This is a genomic window from Nocardiopsis algeriensis (assembly GCF_014203695.1).
Classification (GTDB): Bacteria; Actinomycetota; Actinomycetes; order Streptosporangiales; family Streptosporangiaceae; genus Nocardiopsis; species Nocardiopsis algeriensis.
Window position 1 is genome coordinate 191,272 of sequence record NZ_JACHJO010000003.1, and the last position, 22,779, is coordinate 214,050.

Annotated in this window: 8 protein-coding genes and 1 pseudogene; 1 reads left to right on the plus strand and 8 read right to left on the minus strand. The window is 71.6% G+C overall.

Annotation, left to right across the window (positions count from 1 at the left end):
- The 6 genes and pseudogenes from FHS13_RS05365 to eccD all read right to left on the minus strand — a co-directional run.
- A pseudogene (locus FHS13_RS05365) lies at positions 1-1,843 on the minus strand (hypothetical protein); the annotation flags it as partial.
- A gap of 29 nt (positions 1,844-1,872) precedes the next feature.
- Complete coding sequence (locus FHS13_RS05370; protein ID WP_184288432.1) at positions 1,873-4,074, minus strand: hypothetical protein; 2,202 nt, start codon at positions 4,072-4,074, stop codon at positions 1,873-1,875.
- Between the two features lie 116 nt (positions 4,075-4,190).
- Positions 4,191-4,487, minus strand: a complete 297-nt coding sequence (locus FHS13_RS05375; protein WP_184288435.1) for a WXG100 family type VII secretion target — start codon at positions 4,485-4,487, stop codon at positions 4,191-4,193.
- 57 nt (positions 4,488-4,544) lie between these two features.
- Positions 4,545-4,871, minus strand: a complete 327-nt coding sequence (locus FHS13_RS05380; protein WP_184288438.1) for a WXG100 family type VII secretion target — start codon at positions 4,869-4,871, stop codon at positions 4,545-4,547.
- A 22-nt stretch (positions 4,872-4,893) separates the two neighbouring features.
- Complete coding sequence (eccB, locus tag FHS13_RS05385) at positions 4,894-6,345, minus strand: type VII secretion protein EccB (RefSeq protein WP_184288441.1); 1,452 nt, start codon at positions 6,343-6,345, stop codon at positions 4,894-4,896.
- A gap of 1 nt (position 6,346) precedes the next feature.
- Positions 6,347-7,747: a type VII secretion integral membrane protein EccD gene (gene eccD / locus FHS13_RS05390; protein ID WP_184288443.1), complete on the minus strand. Its 1,401-nt coding sequence runs from the start codon at positions 7,745-7,747 to the stop codon at positions 6,347-6,349.
- A 224-nt stretch (positions 7,748-7,971) separates the two neighbouring features.
- Between eccD and eccCa the strand changes: the two genes are divergently transcribed.
- Positions 7,972-11,931, plus strand: a complete 3,960-nt coding sequence (eccCa, locus tag FHS13_RS05395) for a type VII secretion protein EccCa (RefSeq protein ID WP_184288445.1) — start codon at positions 7,972-7,974, stop codon at positions 11,929-11,931.
- Between the two features lie 80 nt (positions 11,932-12,011).
- Here the strand turns inward: eccCa and FHS13_RS05400 are convergent, their stop codons facing one another.
- Positions 12,012-13,244, minus strand: coding sequence for a S8 family serine peptidase (locus FHS13_RS05400; RefSeq protein ID WP_184288448.1), 1,233 nt, complete (start codon positions 13,242-13,244; stop codon positions 12,012-12,014).
- Between the two features lie 97 nt (positions 13,245-13,341).
- The gene (locus tag FHS13_RS05405) at positions 13,342-22,584 is read right to left on the minus strand and encodes a hypothetical protein (RefSeq protein ID WP_184288451.1); all 9,243 of its coding nucleotides are present in this window, start codon (positions 22,582-22,584) and stop codon (positions 13,342-13,344) included.
- Positions 22,585-22,779: the final 195 nt, after the last annotated feature.

Sequence of the window (22,779 nt, forward strand, 5' to 3'; positions counted from 1 at the left end):
TGGGCAGGCCGGTGGAGGGGCTGTAGGGTCGGCCGGTCTCGGGGTCGACGGGGTAGGGGGCGCCGGTGGCCGGGTCGATCGGCAGCCCGGAACCCGGGTCGAACTCCAGACCGCTGCCCTTCTCCCCGATGCCGACGGGCTGTCCGGTGACGGGGTCGATGGGCAGGACCTGCCCGGTGCCGGGGTCGAAGTTGATGGGCAGGCCGGTGGAGGGGCTGTAGGGTCGGCCGGTCTCGGGGTCGACGGGGTAGGGGGCGCCGGTGGCCGGGTCGATCGGCAGCCCGGAACCCGGGTCCGACTCCAGCGAACCGCTGTAGGGGAAGTTCGTGCCGAGCCCGGGACTGCGGCCCCGATCGTTCGGGCCGCCGCCCAGTCCGCCGAGGCCGCCCAGTCCGCCCAGTCCGCCGAGGCCACCGAGTCCGACAGGCAGCGGGCCGGGGTTGCCGGACCCGATGTCGGTGGCGCCGACGTTTCCGCCGTCCGGGCCGTTGAGACCGAGCGGCGTGCTTCCACCGATGTCGTCCAGGTTGCCGAGCCAGTCGGTGGCGCCGCCGTTTCCGCCCCCGAGGCCGCCGAGACCCGGAGAGCCGCCTCCCCCCGGTCCGTTGAGGTTCAAGGGGTCGGGGTTCCCACCGCTGCCGAGGCTGTCGAGCCAGTCGGGAACACCGTTGCCGTCGCTGTCTCCGCCCGGTCCGTTGAGGTTCAAGGGGTCGGGGTTCCCACCGCCGCCGAGGTTCTCGAGCCAGTCGGGAACACCGCCGCCGGGCCCGTCCTCGTAGAGGTCCTTGAGCCATGGGGGGATGTCGCTGCCGTCCGACCCCGTTCCGTTGCCGGGAGAGGAGTAACCCGGAGGCAGGCCCCCGGCCGGTTCCCTGATCGGCATCAGGTTGGCGGCTGCCTGCTGGTAGTGATCTTGCATCGTGGTGTAGAGGTCCTCGGCAGCGGTGATGACCGGCCTGTAGTTCTCCGTCCAGCGGTTCTTCAGCACCTGGTTGATGTTGGAGTCGGTGATGGCGTCGCCGACGATTCCGTACGTGGGAGGGTCGTCGTGGTACTTGATCTCGAACTGCCCGCGCGCCTCGTTCCACCGCTCCGAGCCCACGGACACGGTGAAGTACCAGTTGTCGAGCGTGCCCTTGATGGTGCTGTTCGTGCCCTTCAGTGCCGTGTTCACCGCATCGGACAAGGCGCTGAGCCGTTCCAGCAGGGGCGCGCGCAGGTTGTTCACCTCGTTGTGGAAGCGGTGCAGCTGCTGGCTGAGATCGGCGAGTCGCTTGGCCATGTCGTACAGCCGTGCGGCGAACGCGGCGGCCGCAGACCCGCGCATGGCGCTGTCGGGGACGTCGATGCTCTTGTACGCCTGGAGCAGTCCCGCGTCGTTGTTGCCGACCTGGCTCTCGAGGAAGTCGTCCAGGCGTGCCACGTTCACGGAGATGTCCCAGATCGTGCTCTGGTCGTAGGAGGTGGACGCCAGCTCGCCCGATGCCATGTTCGCGACGTTGGTCAGGTCGGCCAGACCTTTCAGGAACTTGGCCTCGACGGAGTCGGGGCCGGTCCACAGCTGGTCCTGCATCTTGTAGCCGGCGTAGTTCCACCGCGTGATGTTGACGTAGCCGTACCCGACGCCCGTGGGGACCGACTCTCCGAAGCGCCACCACCGGTCCACGTTCTTGAAGTCGAACCCCTTGAAGAAGTGGTCGTCGCGCCAGAAGTGGTAGCGGCCGAGATCGAGCCACTTGGGTTTCGTCACCGTGTCCATCGCCGGCATCGGGGGGTGCTTGCCACCCTCCTCCCTGTCGGCGAAGACGTTCATGATCTCGTGCAGCTTCGGCAGATCCGGCATGTGCTCCTCCCTGTTCCTCGTCCGTGTGACTAGGCCGTGTCGCTCGTGTCGGTATCGGTGGTGGTGAAGGCACCGGCTCCGGCGCCGCCGCGACCGACCGAGGGACTCCCGATCAGGTCGACCACCTCCTGGGCGCTGAGGTGCTGTGCGTCCTCCAGCTCGACGAAGGCGGTCATGTTCGAACTGAGCCGGTCCTCGACCCGGATGAGCTCGTCCTCCAGGGCGGTGAGGATGGCGTGGAGTTTGGACATGGACGTGTCGATCTCCTTGGCGAGTTCACCGGCGATCGGCAGGAACTTCTCGTTGCCGAGCAAGATGTGCGGGCCACCTTCGCCGCTCCCGGAGGAATCGCTCTGGTAGCGGGAGAATCGAGCGGTCTCCTCACTGGCCCGCTCCCGGAGGGGAAGCAGGAAGTCCCTCTGGAAGGCCTTCAGCCGATCGAGGTCGATCGCTGTGCCTTCGTTCTTGCCGTCTCCCGAACCGTCGTCCGTGCCGTTCCCGCCGTCCTCGCCGCCCTTGTCGTCGCCGCTGTCCTCGGGGGAGTCGTCGCCGTCGTCCTCGGGGGAGTCGTCGGAGGAGGTTTCCCCGGTCGGAGTGGTCGTGCCGGTGGTGGGGGAGAACGTGCTGACAGGGATGTGAGGGGAACCCCCGGGAATCTCGTCCGAGATGCCCTGCATGAGGGGCCCCCGCTGCCGCTGTGTGGTGGCCAGGGCGTCGAGGTCCTGGGTGCTGTCGTCCCCGGGTTCGGTGCCCTCGCCCTTGTCCTCGCCGCTGTCCTCGGGGGAGTCGTCGGAGGAGGTTTCCCCGGTCGGAGGAATTGTGCTGGTGGTGGGGGACGGCCTGACAGAAGAGGTATGGGGAGGATCTCCGGGAATTTCGTCCCGGAGGCTTTGCATGAGGGGCTCCTGCTGCTGCGGTGCGGTGGCCAGGGCGCCGAGGTCCTGGCCGAGGTCGGTGGGAGGATCGCTCGCAGGGCCGGAGTCCACCGGAGGATTCCCGTCCGCCGGGTCCTCCGAGGTCGCCAGGTTCTCCGAGGTCGCCGGGTCCTGCGAGGTCGACTGTCCTGCTCCGCCGTCCGGACCGACACCCCCGGCAGGGGTGCCGGTGGCCGGCGCGAACGGGGCCTGCCCTGCTCCGGCCTCGACCCCCGAGCCGTCGTCCTTCGGCACGGACCGCACGTGCTCCTCCGGGCCGGTCCGGCTTCCCTGCTCCTGCGACCCCCCGTCCTGCTGCCCCTTCGGTTCGGAAATGGTGACCAGGCCCGTCCCGGGATCGACCGAGACCTCCCCGTCCCCCGGGTCCACGGTGATCTCATCGGTCTCGGGGTCCACGGTGAGGCGCAGGTCGCCGACCTCGATGGTGAGGGCCTCGGTACCCTCGTCGGTCTCCACCGCCTCGATGCCGATGGTGTTCTTCCCGGGGTCCACGGTGAGCCGCATACCCCCGGCCTCGACCACGACCGGCCCGGCCTCGGGGTCGAGGGGAAGGCTCCGCTCCCCGGGCTCGACCCCGAGGGTTCCCGTCTCCGGGTCCACGGTGAGCTCGAGATCCCCGGCCTCGACGGTGATCGCCCCGGTCGCGGGGTCGACGGTCACCACCGGACCGGTGTCCTCCTGCGTGCCCTCCTCCCCGGAACCGGCGTCCTCCACCGGGGAACCGGGCTCCGGCGCGGATATCAGCTTCCCGGAGAAGACGGGCTCGGTGGCCGGTACCGCGGATTCCGGAAGAACCGGGTCCCTCTTCAGCAGGACCGCCGGCTCCGCCGGGACGGGAGATGCCTCGGCCTCCGTGAGGACGCGGGTTTCGGTCAAGGGCTCCGTGTGAGCCCCCGTGTCGCGGGATCCCTCCTGCCCGGAGAAGTCCGCCTCCTCCGGCGCCTCGGCCAGGACGGTGTGGCGGACCTCCTCCCCGTCGGGGAGGTCGGGCGAGCCGTTCCCCCGGGCCTGCGCCCGGAGGACGGCCATTCCACTGTCGTCGACGACCACCTCGCCCCCGTCCGGGTCGAGGACCGCCTCCTGTGTCCCGGTGTCGACCCGGACGGTTCCCGAATCGCTGCGGAGCAGGAGCAGGCCGGTCGTGAGGTCGATACCGATCGGGGCGCCGCCCGGTCGCCCCGCCTTCAACACGACAGGAGACCCCGCCTCGGGGGCGGGGGAGTCCTCCGAGGCCGCGGACTCCGTCGGCACCTCGCCGGAGAGGGCAGCTCGGAAGTCGAAGAGGCTGTTCTCCACGTCAGGACCTCCTCACCGCCCGCACGGGCGGTCGTTCGTGGGGTGTTCGTACCGGCAGGGGAGGGGCGGGCACCCGTCGAGGGGAGTGGCGGGGTGCCCGCCCCGGAGGGGGAGGGCTACATCAGCGCGGACCAGTTCATGGCCTCGCGGTTGTCGGTGGTCGAGTAGTTCTGGGCGATCTGGCCCAGGGCGATCTCCGCCTTGGCCAGCAGGACGCGCATGTCCTCGACGTTCATGCGCCAGGACTTGACCTTGGCGTCGTAGTTCTCCGCGGTCGCACCCTCCAGGTCGCTCCTGACCGCCTGCATCTGGGCGTCGAGCTCCTCGATCTGCCTGGCCACCGCCTCGGTCTGGGTGCGCAGCATGCCCTTGGCATCCTCGACCGGGCCGTAGTTGATGTCGAAACCGTTCATGGGTGTTCTGCCTTTCGGGGAGGGGTTCCTGGAGGGCGGGGCCCGGGCATCGCGGGCTCAGCCGGACTGGTTCGGGTTGAGCTCACCGATCCAGCTCGAACCGGTCAGGACCGCCTGGTCCTCGGTCTGGAGCATCTGCTGGACGGTTCCGCCGAAGGTGCCGATCATCCGGTTCATGTCGTTGGTGATGAGGCGCAGCTCCTCCAGCCAGAGGACCAGCGCCTCGAAGTAGCTGTTGGCCGCGGCGCCGCGCCAGGAGACGCGCAGCTGGTCGCGGGTGTTGTCCACGCTGGTGTAGATGCTCCGGCAGTTGTTGTAGGCCTCCGACATCGCCTCCTGGGCGATCCGGTTGGCCTCCTCCGTGTTGCGTGTCCTCTGGGTCATCTCTTCTCTCCTCTGATGGGTTTCACTGGGGGCACCCGGTGCCGTCGGCGCGGGCGGGAGGAGCCAGTGGCAGTGCGGCGGTCTCCTCGGCGAGCAGCGGGCCTGTGGGCAGCAGCCGGAGCAGGGGGGTCGGTACGGGCAGGGCCTGCTCCGCGTCGTAGCCGAGCGCGGTCAGGGCGCTGTCGCCGGCCACGGGGTACTTCGCGGCGGCGTCCGTGACGAGGTAGTGGGTGGGGGAGGAGCTGCTGCCGCCGACGGGACGGGCGCGGACCAGCGCACCCTCCCCGGCGGGGATGCCCACCAGGTCGGGGGTGGGGCATCCGGGGGCGGTACCCGGACGCTCCTGCACCGGCCAGGCCTCCAGCGAGTCGGGGCCGTCCATGGTCAGGGACAGGGAGCCGTCGGGATCCAGCCGCACGCACGGTGCCCGCCCGTCGTCCTCCAGCAGCTTCGGCGGTACCGCCGGGAGCCGGGGCTCCCGGCCGCCGGCCTCCTCCGCGCCGGGGGCCAGGCCCGCGTGCGCCTCGCCGGCCGGAAGGGGGACGGCCTCGGGGGCCGAACCCGCGTAGGCGGCCTCCGCGATGCCGGGGTCGGCGAGCAGCAGCAGCGCCTCGGTGAGGGTGAGCGGGACGAGTCCCTCCCGCGTCAGCAGGTGGTGCTGGTCGTCCTGCCCGGGGGCGGAGACCGCGAACACCTGGCCCACGCGCCGGGGCGCACCGGCCAGCACCGCGCCCTCCTCGCCCGCCCCCGGCACCTCGGGGGCGGCCAGGTCGGGGGCGGTCGGCACGGTGTCGAGGAAGGCCGGGGTGACGGGCAGCGCCCGGCTCGTGCCGTAGCCGAGGGCCTGCACGGCGCCGCCCTCCTCGTCCAGGCGCAGGCGGGTGCCCTGCCAGAGCAGGTGGGGGGCGCCCTCCGGGTCGGTGACCAGGACGGCGCGGTCGCCGGCGGGCGGGTTCGGGTCGGGTGCGTCGCCGACCACCAGCGCGGTGCGGGCCCGCTCGCCCTTCTCCGGCGGCAGGGCGCACAGCCGCCACACCGACGAGGCCGCCGCCTCGGGGTCCGGAAGCGCGTCGGGCGCACCGGCGATGCCGACGGGGCCGCCCACCGGCACTCCGTCCAGGGAGCGGGCCGAGACCAGGCTGACGGCGTCCTCCCCGCCCTGGATCAGGCGGGCCGAGGCGTAGTTGTCGACCGGCCGCAGCACACCTCCGGAGTACAGGTAGGAGGCCCCGCTGTCGCGTTCGACGACCAGGCGCCCCTCCTGGCGCCAGGTGCTCGCGCCGCCGGGGAAGATCAGGCCGAACACCAGGAAGCCCACGCACAGGACGGCGGCGATCGCCGTGCCGATGTAGGTTCCGCTGCGGGTGCGGCGCATGGGGGCGTCGACCGCGTCGGGGTCGCCCTCCAGCATCGCGGTACCCAGGCGTCCGACGGTGAAGGTGTGGGCCATCACCCGGTCTCGGCGCGACTGCATGTCAGCCGCCGATCCCGCGCAGGAGCGCGAACACGCCGAAGCCGGCCAGGACGAGGGACACGATCGCCACGGTCAGCAGGGACTGGAGGATCTCGGCGGCCCGTCCCCAGTGCGGCAGGGAGCGGCGGCCCGGCAGGGTCCACGACACCACGGCCAGCACCGCCGTGGCGGCGAACAGGCCGACGGTGGCGAGCAGGCGCGGAAGCGCGTCCGCACTCCAGGACAGGGTCAGGGCCAGGGCGGTCAGCCCGGCCCAGGCCGGGGCGATCACGGCTCCGCGCTGCCAGGCGCCGGCCAGTCCCCGGGACTGCAGCAGCATCACCAGGGACACCACGACGCACAGCGTCGCCGGTACCCAGCCGGGGGAGGCGGCCAGCACGACCAGGCAGACGGCGAGCACGGCGCCGGTGGCGGCGTACAGGGCGGTCTGGAAGCGGTCGGCCAGGGCGGTGCGGTCCAGGACGTCGCGGGCGGGGAAGGGGTCGATGCCCTCCTGGAGCTGTTCGGGGTTGGAGGGCAGCGGCGGCAGTCTCAGTCCCGAGAGGCGGAAGGCCAGCTGGGGTGCGAACGTGCCGGTGAGCAGGGCGACGAGGGCGATCAGGCCCGCCACCGCCGGGGCCGTGGCGCCGGGCAGGAACATGAGCGAGAGCCCGCCCAGCGCGCACAGGACCTCGACGGTGAACAGCCCGGCGAAGAAGGGCACCGAGCCCGCCACCGCGGCCAGCCCCAGCACGCTCGCCCCGGCAGCGGTCACGGCGCCGGTGAGCAGCACCGCACCCGTCAGCACGGTGCCGGGTTCACCCGAGGGCACGGACGCCCCGGCCAGTGCCATGGCCAGGGTGGCCGTCGCGGCCAGGCCGGTGGCGGCGCGCAGGTCGCCCATGGCGCGGGAGGCGGCCCAGGCCGACAGCAGCATGAACACCGCGGAGCACGCGGCGCTCAGCGCGGTCAGCGGGCCGCGGCCGCCCGTGGCGAGCACGGTCAGGCCGGTGAGCAGCACCGCCAGGCCCAGGGCCTGGAGGAGAAGGCGGGTGTGCTCGGGGCGCCAGCGGTCCGGGCGCTCGGCCATCCCGGTCGCGACCCCGTCGGTGAGGTCGTCGAAGTGCACGGGCGGCAGCTGGTCGCGCCGCGGGCGCAGGTAGAGGGTCTCCCCGTGGCACAGGCCCAGGGAGCGGAGGGTCTCGTCCTCCTCCAGCGGGTCGTCGCCCAGCTGCTGGAGGACCCAGCCGTCGTGTTCCAGTCCGCTCTCGTCGAGGTCCTCGCCGTTGTCGCCCTCGGCGTAGAGCACGAGGGTCGGCAGGATCTCGGAGAGGGGGACCTCGGTGGGGGCCGCGATCTCGAAGGTGCGCCCGGGGGCGCGGATCAGGAGGCGGCACAGGTCCGCGGACGCGGAGTCGTTCATCCGGTGGGGCCCATCATGCGCGTCTACGTGACAGGAGCGGAAGCGACGCTAACACTCCGGCAACGCTTTTTGGAGATGTGTTGGTTCAAGTTTCCGAATTTGTGATGTTGTTTGGTCACAGTAGCGTTTGCGGCACCATACTCGTCACCCGAGCGCCGCGCCACCGTTCCCTGCCGAGCGCCCGACGGCGCCTCCCGCGGTCCGACAAGGAGGGCCCCGCCCCCGTGAGTACGATCCTCGTCCGCCGTCCGCCCCGGCGGCCCGGGCCCGACCTGCCCTCGGGGGAGATCACCCTCCAGGAGCCCCCCGAGCTCTCCGAACCGCAGTCGAGCATGTCGTCGCTGTTCATGTACCTGCCGATGGCCCTGACCTCCATGGCGATGGTGCTGCTGTTCATCCGCCCCGGAGGCGGCGGGAGCACCGCCATGCCCTACCTGGCCGGCGGCATGATGCTCGTGGGCGCCGTGGTCATGCTCGGCGGCCAGTACGTGCGCGCCCTCCTGGAGCGCAGGCAGAAGCTCAACGACGACCGCCGCGACTACCTGCGCTATCTCAAGCAGATGCGCGTCCGCCTGCGGGAGGTCGTCACCGAGCAGCGCGACGCCATGCTCTGGCGGGCACCCCACCCCGACGCCCTGTGGTCGATCGTGCGCACCTCCCGCCTGTGGGAGCGCCGTTCCGACGACGAGGACTTCGCCGAGGTGCGCGTCGCCGTCGGCGAACAGGCCCTGGCCATGGACATCTCCCCGGTCTCCTCCAAGCCCGTGGAGGACCTCGAACCCCTCAGCGCCCACGCCCTGCGCCGCTTCATCCGCGCCTACGGCACCGTCGAGGACCAGCCGGTCCAGGTGTACCTGCGCGGCTACGCCCGCATCACCCTGCGCGGCGACCTGGCCGCCTCCCGCGCTCTCGTGCGCGCCCTCCTGGGGCAGCTGGCCGTCTTCCACGCCCACGACGAACTGCGGATCGCGGTGTGCGCCTCGGAGGAGGCGCTGCCCCACTGGTCGTGGACCAAGTGGCTGCCGCACACCCAGCACCCCACCGCCCGCGACGGCGCGGGAGCCGCCCGCCTGCTGTGCACCGACGCCTCGGAACTGGAGCAGCTCCTGGGCGCCGACCTCGCCGACCGCCCGCGCTTCGACCCCACCGCGATCCCCAGCAGGGAGGAGCCCTTCACCGTCGTCGTCGTGGACGGCGGCCGGATCCCGCCGGGTTCGCGGCTGCTGGGCGGCGGATACCGCAACGCCGTCGTCGTCGACGTCGCCGACCCCATGCCGCCCGAGGACGACCCCTACACGCTGGCCCTGAGGGTGGAGCCCGACCGCCTGGTCATGCTCTCCCGGGACAACACCGGACGCGACACCGAGGAGGTGCTGGGCCGCCCCGACTCCCTCGGCCCCACCCGGGCCGCATCCCTGGCCCGCCTGCTCGCCCCCTACCGGATCGGCATGGCCGTCGAGGTCACCGAACCGCTCACCACCGACTTCGAGCTCACCACCCTGCTCGGTGTCGCCGACCTGCACGGCCACGACACCGAGCGGATGTGGAGCGAACTGCACCCCAAGGACCGGCTGCGCGTCCCCATCGGCATGACCTCCGACGGCGCGCCGCTGGAACTCGACCTCAAGGAGTCCGCGCTGGGCGGCATGGGCCCGCACGGCATGCTCATCGGCGCCACCGGCTCGGGCAAGAGCGAGCTGCTGCGCACCCTCGTGCTGGGGCTCGCCCTCACCCATTCCTCCGAGACCCTCAACTTCGTGCTCGTCGACTTCAAGGGCGGCGCCACGTTCATCGGCCTCGACGGCCTCCGGCACACCTCGGCGCTCATCACCAACCTGGCCGACGAGGCGATCCTGGTCGACCGCATGCAGGACGCCCTGCACGGAGAGCTCGTGCGCCGCCAGGAGCAGCTGCGCGCGGCCGGCAACTTCAGTTCCGTCCACGAGTACGAGAAGGCCCGCGAGTCCGACCCGTCCATGGCGCCGATGCCCACCCTGTTCGTGGTCGTCGACGAGTTCAGCGAGCTGCTCGCCGCCCACCGCGACTTCATGGACCTGTTCGTGATGATCGGGCGCCTGGGCCGCAGCCTGGGCGTCCACCTGCTGCTGGCCTCCCAGCGCCTGGACGAGGGCCGCATGCACCAGCTGGAGGGCCACCTGTCGTACCGGATCGCGCTGCGTACCTTCTCCGCCATCGAGAGCCGGGGCGTCCTGGGGGTGCCCGACGCCCACCAGCTGCCCTCCGCCCCCGGCAACGGCTTCCTCAAGACCGACACCGAGACCCTCACCCGCTTCAAGGCCGCCTACGTCTCGGGCCCCTACCGGACCCGGCGGCGGGCCGCGAGCAGGTCCGCCGCCGGCGGCGAGGTGGTGCTCTTCACCGACACCGCCGTGCCCCGGGACGAGCCCGAACCCGAACCCGTCGACCAGGAGCAGGAGGAGAGCACCGCGACCCTCCTGGACATCGCCCTGGACCGCCTCTCCGGGCAGGGGCCCGCCGCCCGCGAGGTGTGGCTGCCGCCGCTGGACGTGCCGCCGCTGCTCGACGAGCTGCTCGCCATGGTCGGCACGCAGGTGCCCGAGGGCGGCCTGGCCTGGGGGGACGAGACCTTCCTGACCGTGCCGCTCGGCATCGTCGACCGCCCCTTCGAACACCTGCGCCTGCCCCTGGTCGCCGACCTGTCCGGCGCCGGCGGCCACGTGGGCATCGCGGGCGGACCGCAGAGCGGCAAGAGCACGATGCTGGCCACGCTCGTCCTCGCCCTGGCGGTGCGCAACACCCCCGCCCAGGTGCAGTTCTACGGCATCGACTGCGGCGGCGGCGTCCTGAACTCGCTCAGCGGCCTGCCGCACGTGGGCAGCGTCGCGTCGCGCACCGACGAGCGGCGCATCAACCGCACCGTCATGGAGATGCACGAGCTGCTCACCCGGCGCGAGGCCCTCTTCGCCGAACACGGCGTCGACTCGATGAACACCTACCGCAGGCGCCGCGCGGCCGGGGAGTTCGCCGACGACCCCCACGGCGACGTCTTCCTCCTCATCGACGGCTGGGGCACCATCCGCCAGGACCACATGGACCTGGTCGCGCCCATCGTCCAGCTCGTCCAGCGCGGCCTCAACTACGGCCTGCACGTCGTGGTCGCCTCACCGCGCTGGGCCGACTTCCACACCGGCGTCCGCGACCTGATGGGCACGCGCTTCGAGCTGCGCCTGGGCGATCCCGTCGACTCGATGGTGCACATGCGCGCCGCCCAGACCGTCCCGCGCGTACCCGGCCGCGGCATCACCGAGGACAAGTACCACTTCCTCACCGGACTGCCCCGCGCCGACGGCCGCCCCGACCCGGTGACCCTGTCGGTGGGCACGGCCGAACTCGTCGAGCGCGTGCGCGCCGCCTGGGACGGACCCGCGGCGCCGCCGGTGCGCACCCTGCCCCCGAAGCTGTACGCCTCCGAACTGCCTCCGTCGGAACTGACCGAAGCCGGCGGACTCAAGGTGCCGCTGGGGCTGGAGAGCCGCCGGATGCAGCCGTTCTGGCACGACTTCGGCACGACCCCCCACCTGCTCGTGGTCGGCGACACCGAGACCGGCAAGACCACCCTGCTGCGGCACGTCACCAACGCGATCCGGCGGCACTACGATCCCTCCACCGCCAGGGTCGTGCTCGCCGACCAGCGCCGCCGGCTCTACGACGCCGTGCCCAAGGAGATGCAGCTGGGCTACGCGGTCTCGGCCGACAGCGTCAAGGAGATGATGGCGGCCGCGGCACAGGCCATGAAGGTGCGCCTGCCCGGCCCCGACATCACCCCCGACCGCATCCGCAGACGCGACTGGTGGACCGGGCCCGAGCTGTTCATCGTCATCGACGACCTGGAGATGGTCTCCGGCAGCGGCCCCAACCCCCTGGCACCGCTCCTGCCGATGCTCACCCAGGGCGCGGAGATCGGCCTGCACGTGATCATCGCCCACGCCGCGGGCGGTTTCGGGCGGGCCTCCTCGGACCCCGTCGTCCGGTCGCTCATCGACTTCAACACACCGAGCATCATGCTGTCCTGCCCGCCCTCCGAGGGCATGCTGTTCGGCAACATCCGCGCCCGCACCATGCCTCCGGGCCGGGCCCTGTGGATCTCGCGCCGCGACCCGGTGGAGGTCCAGCTCGCCATCGCCGAGGGCGCCGAGGAGTGAGCCCCCGCTTCCCGTCCGACGATCCTGCACTCGGGAGCAGGATCACGTCAGGACAGGGGAGGGCCTGCCCGAACACGCTCTCAGCCTTCGACCGGCTCGCCCGGGGAAGCGGGGCGCCGGCCGCGGGCCCGGCCCCGCCGGACCGCCGCGCCGCCCAGGACGCACAGCACGATCAGCAGCACCGACCCGGCCACCACGGCCGCGGTCGGAACCTCCCGCAGGGAACCCCGCGGTGAGGGGCCGGCGGTGAACGGCTCCCCCGGGACCCCGGCGGCGGCCCCGTCCCCCGACTCGGCCATCGCACCCAGCGGGTCGATCCGGCCGCTGCCCCGCAGCGGGTCCGCCGCCCCCAGAGGGGAGGGATAGGCGGTGGACACCAGGCGCTCGCGCACCTCCCGCGCCGACAGCTCCGGCTCGCGCGCCATGAGCAGCGCGGCGGACCCGGCCGCGAACGCCGCCGCCACGCCGTCGCCCGAAGCGGCGGCGTGCCCGCCCCCGGGCGCCGTTCCCACCACCCGGTCACCGGGGGCGGTCAGGTCCACCCGGGCCAGGTCACCGGACGGCAGCAGCACAGGTGCCCGGGCGACAGGGGCGCCGTCCACGTCGTGGGCGGCCACGCTCAGGACCGACTCCTCCTGCGCCGGATACCCGGGCAGGAGCCCCTGCGACGTCGCGACCGTGGCCGGGGCCACGACCAGCACGTCGGCCTCGGCCGCCTCGGCCGCGGCTGCCTCCAGTTCCGGGGAGTCCTCCCAGGTACCCGTCCCCACCAGCACCACCCGGGCCCCGGACTCCACCGCACGCCCGATTCCGTCGGCGATCTCCTCCGCCGAGGCCAGACCGGTGCCGGCGTCCCCGGTCGGCAGGACCCTCAGCGACGCCCCCGGTGCCACACCGACCAGGCCGCTGCCCTCGACCGGACGCGCGGAGACCACTCCGGCCAGGAAGGTGCCGAAGCCGAGGCAGTCGGATCCGCCCCCCTCCACGGCCTCCGACAGCGCGGGAACGCCACCGTCCGCCGCGGTGGCCAGCAGCGCGACCTCCACCCCTTGGCCCGTGCTCAGCTCGTGGGCCCCCGCCAGGCCGAGGAAGGAGTGCGTCCACGGGGTCTGGTCCACCGTCTCCCCGCTCTCCCCGGCGCACGCCTCGTCCGCCCCCTTGAACGGGTGGACCTGGGGAAGGGGAGCGGGGTCGCCGGTCGGGTCCGCGGCCGCCGGGACGGTCAGGGCGGGCGAGCACAGCGCCAGTGCCGCGGCCGCCGCACATGCGGCCGCGCGCTGCCGTGTCCTGCCCGGTTCGGTGTTCTCGGTCAACGCGTGTGCACTCCAGACTTTCGGGGGGCCTGCCCGCCGTCCTGTGTCGGGATCCAGGTCTCGCCGGCGGGCTCCGCTCCATTCTGCCCGGCCGCCGTCACCCCGTTGCCGGGGTCCTGCGGTTCCTCGCGGGAACGAGGTTGAGCTCGGAGTTGAACCTCTCGGCGAGGTCGGGCAGGCCGGCCCCCGCCGGCGGCTCCCCCGCGTCGGCGGCCTCCTCCTGGACGGTGTCGGGGGGCGCGCCGCCGCTCACGGTCGGCGGTCGGGAACGCTCTGGCGCGGGGGGCAGCGCGGCCAGCCCCTCACGCAGTGTGCCGAGCCCTTCCACCCAGGCGTCGATCGCCTGTTGGAACGCGTCGAGCGCGGCGAGGTACGTGTCCTCCAGCTCCTTGTACCGGTCGCGCGCGGCACCGTCGCCCGAGGCCGCCCACCTGTCGGCCGCAGGGTCCAGTGCGAACCGGGCCTTGAGGTACTTCTTCTCCGTGTCCTTGAGGTTCTTCTGCAGCACGGCGAAGTCGGCGGTCAGCCGGTCGACGGCCGCGGCCCTGTCCGGGGTGAGGACGCCCAGCCTCTCCGCGTCACCCCGGCTGATCCAGACGGTCGTCCTCGCCCGGGCCTCCCTCGTCCGCCAGGTGCTCGGAGGAGGAGCCGGGGCCGGGGCGGCCCCGGCTCCGAGGGCAGCGCGGAACCTGTCGGCGCTCCACCGGCCGGCCTCGGCGGCCTTCTCGCCCACGTACCGGGCCGTGCGCCTGTACCACGGTCCGCGCTCCCGCGAACTGGCGGTGGCGACCCAGCGGGTGTCCATCTCCACCAGGTAGGCCGGGCCGGTGCGGACGCGGTCGGAATGCGGAGGCTCCTTGGGTTTGCTGCCGCGTGCGGTGTCTCCTCCCGAGACCGACGACGACTGGTGGCCGGCCGCTCCGTGGTGGACACCGGTCACCGCTTCCGTGTCCGAGCGGCCCGAGGGGCGCTCGGACATGCCCATGGCCGTCGTGGTCGAAGCGTCCCGGGCCGGGGAGAACGTCCTGCCCGACTCCGAGGAGTCGGTCAGGCGGATGTTCGGGTTGAAGTCCAGGATCCGCGCGGACCCGGGGTCCGGTACGGCGCGAAGGGCCCAGGTGGTCCGGCCGAGGTCGAGCATCTCGATGCCCTCGGGGGCGTTGGCGTCGAGGAACAGGGCCTTGAGGGCGAGGGGGCTGAGACTCTGCTCCAGTGTGTTGTTCCGGGAGTTCAGCGCCAGTTTTTCCGCCACGTGCCTGCGAGCCGAGTCGACGGCCCCGGGGGTGTGGCGCCCGTCCGTGACGGAGCCGGCGGGAGGAGTCCACCCCAGGGATTCGGCCACGACGACGTTCACGGTGTCGCGGATGTCCTGTCCGCGGTTCTCCACGCCCACGGGCAGCAGCACGGCCCCGCCGACGTCGCCCCGCCCGTGGGGATCGTTGGCCTCGGTCCAGGCGCGCAGCGTGTCGGCGGAGGAGTGGTGGACGGCGGTGGCGGGGTTCTCCGGAGCCGTGGCGCCGGGCGTGCCGGTCCGTGCGTCGGGCGCGTGGCCGCCGCGCCCGAAGTCCAGGTAGGGGGCCGGATAGAGCCCCTCCACCCGCCCCGACTCCTCGGTGGCGGTGAAGTCCCGCCGTGTCCCCGGAAGCTCCGACAGTACGGTGTTGGCCGCCCCCTGCTTCTCGGATATGTGCAGGTCGATGCGTAGGCTCGTGTCCATCGACACCCTGGCGTAGGGCGTCTCCATGGTCAGGCCGACAGACCGCTTGCCGGTGTCCTTGACGGTGTCGCTGCCACCCCTCGTGCCCGTCGCGGAGGCGTCGCCGTACAGGCCCATGACGTACGGACGGCTCGGTGGGGCGGAATCCGGGACCTGGTCCCCGCCGGGGCGGGGCAGGGGGGCGAGCAGCCCTCCCTGCGCGCCGGCGACGGCGGATCTCTCGTCCCCCTCCTGGATCTTGGCCGAGTCCTCCCGGCCCTGCTTCTGCCGGTACTCGGTGTTGCCGCCCAGGTACTTGATCCGGGTACCGGTCGTCTCCAGACCCAGGGTGACGGTCGCGTCCAGGGACAGGGGGGCCGTCGTGGGGGAGTTGAGGTGGCGGACGGAGTGGTCGATGGCCCGGACCTTCACCGGGATCGGGGCGCCCGAGTTCGGGTTGAGACCCGTGTGGGTGGTGAGGGCGTGCAGGATGTTCTCCCGGCTCTCCCCGGTCAGTTCCCATCCCTGTTCCGCCAGCCGGTTGGCGAGTGTCTGCAGTGCGCGGCCGGGGTCGGCGGGCCGGATGAGCTTGCCCGAGTCCTCGAACCCCGGCCGCAGCCGGACACCCTGCGGTTCCTCCGGTCCGGGCTGGGAAGACCTGGTCAGGGTGCCGTCCCGGTTCTCCACGACCCTGTCCTCGACCAGGCCCTCCCGGTGGGCGTCGCGCACGTGTATCAGGCCGGTGACGAGGCCGGACACCCTGGCCTGCCAGCCCCGGTAGCGTGCGGTCCGCGGAAACGTCGGCCCGATGCTCCAGTTCTTGACGAACTCCACGGCCTGGGTGACACGGCCCGACGCGGAGTAGGAGTAGGACATCTCGATCTTGGGATGGAACTCGACCGTCTCGGAGTACTTCGACGAGACCTTGCTGCTCGAGTAGCGGTCGAACAGGCTCAGGCCCGCCGAGGGGCCGGCCTGCAGCAGCGGGGCCGTGGCCGAGTCGGGCGCGTCCGGCGGGGCGCCTGTGCCGTCCGCGGAGGACCGGAGCGGGTTGGGGTTGTAGCGGCCGGCACCGGGAAAGCGCAGTGCCAGGTCCCTGCGCCGACCCGATTTGGTGAACACCTCGGCGGTGTTCTTGCCCTTCCAGACGATCGCGCCCTCGGCCTGCTCGAAGCGGTCGACGGAGTCGATGTCGAACGTGGTGGCCATCGTCGCGCGGATGTCGTGGGGGGACAGCAGCCCGCCGCTCATCTCCGTGCGTGCGCGCAGGCCGCTGGAGGAGTGCAGGGCCGGGTTGCCCGCGAGGTTCTCGGGGGAGAGGAGGTGTGCGTAGAACTGGGCGCCGCCCTGGCTGCCGAGCAGGAAGTGGCGCAGCTTGCGCGCGAAGCCGAACCTGCCCGGGGTGCGCCGGACACCGTCGCGCCCCTCCCAGGGAGGAACCGGGGAGAAGTTCGCGTAGGCGGCCTCGAGCAATGTGCTCACCGGGTTGCCGTCACCGGTGGTGAACCTGGTGTTGACGTGTTCGACGGTCGCGCCCAGATCGCGGGCCGCGTCGGTGCGGCGCTGCTGGACCGTGCGCGTGTCGGGCCGGTTCCGCTCGCCGGTGTCCCGGTGGCCACCGCCTGCCCCGGGTGCCGCCTGCTCCCCGTTGGCCGGGGGCTGCCGGGTCGCCTCCCTGCCGAGGAAGTTCCTGATCTTCCCGGACACGTCCCGGGTCTTGTGCACGTGGTCCGGTTCCGGTGCCGTGCGGCCCTCGATGATCTCCTGCGCCTGGTCGACGGGTATCGGCCGGATGTCGGTGACCTGGGCCGGGCCGGTGCCGCGTCCCTGCTGTCCGCCGTCGGCGACGGCCCTGGGGGTGTCCAGTGTCAGCAGGGCCCGGACCGGTTCGTCGAACAGGTCGATCCCGCGCTCGTGCTCCGGGGTGTCGACCGGCACCGTGCCGACGTCGTCGTTCTCGTGGAGCTTCGCCGAGATGCGGACATCGGAGTTCCAGACGCTGGAGCCCTCCGGGTACTGGACGATCTCCTCGCTCTGGGTCTTGACGCCGACGCCCCGTCCGTCTCCCGTGGAACTGCTGAACTGCAGCGTGGCCGAGGCCAGACCGCCGTCCTCGGGGTTGCCGGCCGCGTCGAGGGCGTTTCCCTTGCGGACGTAGGCGCCGGTCGTGCCCCGTACCGTCTTGCGGAACTGCGACCCGGAGCCGCTGGTGCGCTCCGACGCCCCGGTGTACTCGCCGCCGGTTCCCCTCCTCGTGTCCCCGGCATGGCGCAGGGCACCGAAGCCGGCGGTGACGCGCACTGTCACGAACGGCGGACGGATCACCTCCCGGCCCGAGGCGAAGAGGGCGGAGGGGCTGAACCTCCGCGATTCGATCAGATGGACGGCGATCCCCTTCAGCGCCATGTCGTCCGCGCCGCTCTTGAGGCTCGCCGCGGAGATCGCGTCCATGACCCGGTGGGTGTTGAAGACGGCGATGTCGTGGTCGCGCCGAAACGGCCGGTGCTCGCGGAGGGAACCGCTGAAGAACTCCCCGTCCGGGCGCCCCGGCCTGCGCGCGAAGTCGGCCCTGCTCCTGGACAGGTCGGGCAGCACCAGCCCCGGGCGCTTGTCGGCCAGTGCCGTCAGCACCCGGTGGGTGATCTCCTGGTAGAGGGTGCGCTGCTGTCCTCCGACCTCCCGGTACTGGCTTCCGTCCGGCCAGGTGAACTCGCGGGGGACCGCTCCGTGCAGGGTGGTCGGGTGCTCCTCGGCCAGGTTGGGCCGGGGCGGTCGCGGAGCGGTGCCGCCGCTCTCCGGCCCTGTGCTCCCTCCTGCGGCGGTGGGCGTGCCCTCCGCGGGTGCGGCGGGGTTCCGGTTGCCTGCGAGCGCGCTTCCTCCTCCGCCGGCGGGGTCCGTCCGCGCCGGCACCTTGTCCGACGGAGCCTCGCCCTTCATCATCCGCACCTCCTCGTCGGTGAGGATCTCGACGCTGTCGCCGTGGAAGCGGTACGTCCGGGGTTCCCCGTCGAAGTGCACGTAGTAGGTGCGCCGGACGTCGTAGGCGGACGAGGGGGTCTTGCCGTAGTTCATCCGGTTGGCAGAACCGGAGGAGGACCGCGTGCTCTCGTCGGTCGACCTGCCGCGCAGACCGCCTTCGACCGCGATCGCGTCCACGCGCGCTCTGTACCTGTCGCCCGGCGCCCCGGCGTCGACGCTGACACCTCCGCCGAAGGTGCCGCCCAGGATGTCGCTGTGCTTGGTCGAGGTTCCGCTCTCCCGCTCGGTCCTGTTGCCCTTGATGTACTTGGCGGGCGGAACGGAGTGGTCCTTCGGGCTGTAGGAGGTCGGTACGGAGGTGAGAGCGACCAGCCGGCTGGTACCCGAGGGGTCGGTGACGGCGAAGACCGCGGAATCGTTGGTCATCTTCGGCAGGTTGTTGCGCAGGGCCTTGTCCCCGAACTTCTCCTCCACCTGCTGGTGGAAGAGGTCCAGGCGCCTCTGGCGGCGCTCCTCCGCCCCCGGGTCGACCGCGTCCAGCGCCGACCTCCACCACGCGCGGTGCCGGTCGGGGGGCCAGAGGTGGTCGCGGACCCAGTCGGCCAAGGGCTTGCCGGGGGACGGGCTGCTCCGGTCGCCGGAGAGGAGGGGCCCCACCCAGACGGGATGGCCGTTGCCCGCGTGAGGGCTCGGCTGCCGGGGGTCCTCTCCCGGGCGGCCTCCTCGGCCGTTCCCTTCCTGGTTTCCCCTTTCCGGGGTGCTTCCTGCCCGGTCCCCGTTCCTCTGCTCCCTGCGTGCGAAGGGGTCGGTGACGTCGAAGCCGCCCTCCACACCCTTGCCGGTGACCGTGCCCGGCAGGACCAGGATCAGACCGTTGGCGGAGGGCGCCTCCACGTTCACCGGGGGGAGGCCGTCGTCGGGTCCTCCGCCCGGGCCGTCCTCCGGTGCCATGGTGAAGGACATGGTCACGTCGGAGACATAGATCTCCGGTTTGCCCTTGATCTCGTAGCTGCTGTACCCGTCGTACAGGATCGAGGTGCTCTGCCCGGTCGCGCGCTGGCGCGTTCCTCCGGTGAGGGTGAAGAGGAAGCGCGGACCCAGGGCTCCTGCTCGGGGAGGGCCGATGAGCAGCGGCGAGACCTGGAAACCGATGCCGACGTACTTGTTGCCGCCGTGGACGCCGCTGCTCTCCGCGGGGTTGCCCTCACCGGCCTCGTCGACCAGTTTCAACTCGGGGGCGGCCGAGCCCTCCTGGGCCGCTTCCGAGGGTGCGTGGTGAAAGAGGCCGTCGGTGGGACGCAGCTCCACCCGCACCTGCCAGGTGGAGCCGTCCGCCCGGAGGGCCGCGGTCCGGAAACCGCCCGGCCGGAAGAACGCGGTCATGTCCCGGCGGGCCTGCGCGGCGACATCTTGCCGGACCGCGCCGGCCGCCGCCGGGTCGAGACCGCTCGTGTCGAGTGCGTCGTCCACGAACGAGGCCATGTGCTCGACATGGATCATCGTCGAGTTCACCAGGCTGGACGTCAGCAGATAGGCCAGATCGTAAGGGGTGCCGGACCTGTCCGCCTCCACCGATCCCCGGTAGGGGGGTCCGCCGGGGTCGGACCCGGTGTCGGGGTTGCTGCTGGTGGAGTAGGTCTCCCAGGAGTCGGTGTCGGAGAGGTCGGACTCGGGGTTCGGCTCCTGCTCGTCGGGGTCCTGGTTTCTCTCGGGTGGTGGCGCGGAGCGGTGTGGGGGCAGTTCTGGGGGCGTCTCGTTGTCGGTGGGGTTGTGGTGCGGGGTGGTGTCGAGGTCGTCGTCGGTGAAGGAGCCGTCGGAGAGGGAGGGGGTGTCGAGGTCGTCGGTGAGATGGCGGCGGTAGAGGCGGGGTGGGATGTGGCTGAAGCGGGGGTCGAATCGGTGGTCGATGTAGTGGGGGCCGAGCCGGAACTCGTCTTCTCCGGGGCGGTCTTCCTGCTCGGAATCGGCGTTGCTGTCGGTGAAGTAGGTCTCCCAGGAACCGCTCTCGGAGTGGCCGGCGGGAAGTTGTGCGTCGGCCGTCGTGCTCTGCTCCGGGACGGGTGCGGGATCTGGGTCGGGGGCCCCGGGCTGGTCGTGGCCGGAGGTGTCGGTGCTGTCGGCGAGCCCGTCATCGGGGGTGGACAGCCGATGCTCGGGGGAGTTGTCGCTGTCGTGGACAGGACGGTTGGAGCCGCTTTCCAGCGGGGTGGTTCCCGCCTCGGGGGTGTTCTCCTGCTGCCCGGTGCTGGTGGGTACGGGTGGCTGCTCTGCCTCTTGGCGGGGTGCTCTCGGAGCGTCGGAGGCAGAGGTGTCTTGTGCCGTGTTCTGTTCCGGGACGGGTGCGGGCTCGGGGCCGGTGATTCCTGGCTGGCTGTGGCCGGCGCTGTCGGCGGACTCGTCGGTGTGTGCGAGGGCGGCTTCGTAGGCGTCTGCGAGGGCGAGATATTCGGCGAACCCGTCGTCGGAGTTCTCGGTAGATGACCGATGGCCGGGGCGCCCTTCGCTGTCACGCGCAGGACGGTTGTGGGATGAGCTGTCTTTTGGTGGCGTGGTTCCAACCTCTGGTTTGCTCCCTTGGTGGCCGGTTCCGGTTTCGGGAGAACCAAGTGGTGCCGGGGTCGTCTGAGTTGTCTGTTGTGTTGTGTTGTGGGTGGGTGCGGGGTCGGTCTCTCCTGGTGTCGGGTCGGGTCCGGTGTGGGAGAGCTCGTTGAGCATGAAGACGGTGAGGTTGTTCTGGTGGCCGGGCCAGGGCAGGGGTGAGAAGGGGAAGTCGTTCTTGGGGGAGAGGTTCAGGAAGGCGGGGAATCCGGGTTTTTCGTCGAGCAGACCCAGGGGGTCGAACGGGCTGGGGCCCGGGTGGTCGGACAGGGGCTTGGAGCCGTCGAGTGTCTCGGGGGCGGGCATGCGCTGTTCGGTGCGGAGGTCGGGCATGTCCGCGAGTGGCCAGTCGTGGTCGTCGGAGGGCCCCTGCTGCGTGGTGTCCGTGTTGTCCTTCGCCGCGGGTTCTGGTTGGTGGGTGTCCTCTTGCGAGCTGTGCGGTCCGGGTGCGTCCTGGTCCTTCCCTGGGGAAGCGGTGTTCTGCCCGTCCTGGCTTCTGTCGGGGCCGTTGCCGTGGGTGGAGTCGTCGTCGCCGGACGGTCCGTTGCCTGAGGGCCCGGGCCTGCCGCCGCCCGAGCTCTCTCGACCGATGTTGTCGGCTGTGGGGTTCTTTCCCTCGGTGTCGGTTGGGGGTGTGAGGGGATCGGGCAGGGCGGGTGGTGTTGTGAGGGCGTTGATGCCGGCCAGGGCGCTGTCGGTGGTGACTTGTTGGGTGCCTGCTTGGCCGGCGCCGGCGGTGGCCGACCAGACGGAGGCTTTCCAGCCCTCGCCCTGGGCGGCGTTGCCCAGGCCTTCGCCGAGGTAGCCCTCCAGGGCGCCGCTTCCCATGCCCAGGCCCAGGTGTTGGAGGTAGGTGGTGGCTTTGCTGTTGTGTTTTTGCAGGTGGGTGTGGATGTTGGCGGGGGTGTGGGCGAGGTGGTCGCGCAGGTGCGGGGGCAGCCGGTTGCCGAGGGTGTTCTTGAGCTGTCCGTGCAGGTCGGGGGTGTTCCAGTGGCGGATGAGGGTGTCGGCGTAGTCGCGGCCCAGGTCGCGGGCGCTGGTGGTGCCCAGGTGGTCGGCGAAGTGGCGTGTGAACAGGTCGGAGAGATCGTCGCGCAGTCGGGTGGCGTTGGCGGCGTTGTCCCAGGGGACGCGGCCGGGGGTTCCGCCGCTGAAGGGGGCCAGGAGGTCGTTGTCGTGGCGTCCGAACAGGTCGGCCAGGTCCCCGTTGAGCGAGGAAGGAGGAGCTGTATCGGGCACAGTGCCCCGGGGAGTGGGACCGGGGAGCGGGCCGGGTAGGGGATCCGCTGTCCTGGGGGGAGGAGGAGTCCCAGGACCGATGGGCTTGGGGTCGGGGAGTGTGCGCAGGTTGTCGAGGTGGTCGTTGAAGACCTTGCTGATCCGGTTGCTCAGGAACAGGTCGATGCCGCCGGCCAGGCCTGCGGAGACCAGTCCTTCGAAGACCGCGCCGGTGTGGGCGCCCTTGGTGAGTTTGTTGTCCCAGGTGTCGCGGGTGCCGTTGTCGATCTGCAGGCGTTGGATGATGCTGTCGAGGCTGGCGAAGATCTGGCTGAGGATCTGGTGGCTGGGGACGGTGAGCAGGAACCAGGCCAGGATGCGTCGGATGGCCAGGCTGCGGATGGCTTTGAAGACGGGGATGAGTTTGAGGCTGGCGCCGAAGGTGAATTTGGCGGTGGCGATGGCCCAGGCGATCTCCAGGGCGAGTTGGACGAACTGGCCGATGACCATCATGGCCATGTATTCGGCGTTGGCGGCGCCTTTGCGTAGTTCGGTGGTCAGGGTGCGCGAGGTCTGGGCGGCGGAGCCGATGTAGTCGTTGTCGCCTTTGGTGAACTGGTCGAGGGAGCGGTCGTAGAAGTCGGCGGTGCGTCCGTCGAAGTTGGTGCGTACGCGGCGGCGTACGGTTTCGACCAGGGGGACCAGGACGGTGAGGAGGCGGTCTTCGAGGGTTCGGTAGATCTCGGCGGCGGCGCGCATGGCGTGGGGGTTGGCGGTGGGGACCTCGATGCCGGTGAGCACCTTGATGGCGGTGCGTGCGGACTCGGGCATGTTGGGGTCCAAGGGCATGGGGGCGCCTTCCCGGTCACAGCTGCGAGCGCAACAGAAGGTAACACCGGGTTTCCGGCCGGGAATTCTTCGTGTGCAGACGCCGGATTCACCGCATGGCGACGGAAGGAAAGCGTTCCTCCAGGTGGGAGGTTTGTGGAAGCCCTCCCTTTTTTCCTTGACGCTGTTTCTGCCCTTCGGGGAAGGGAATTCCTT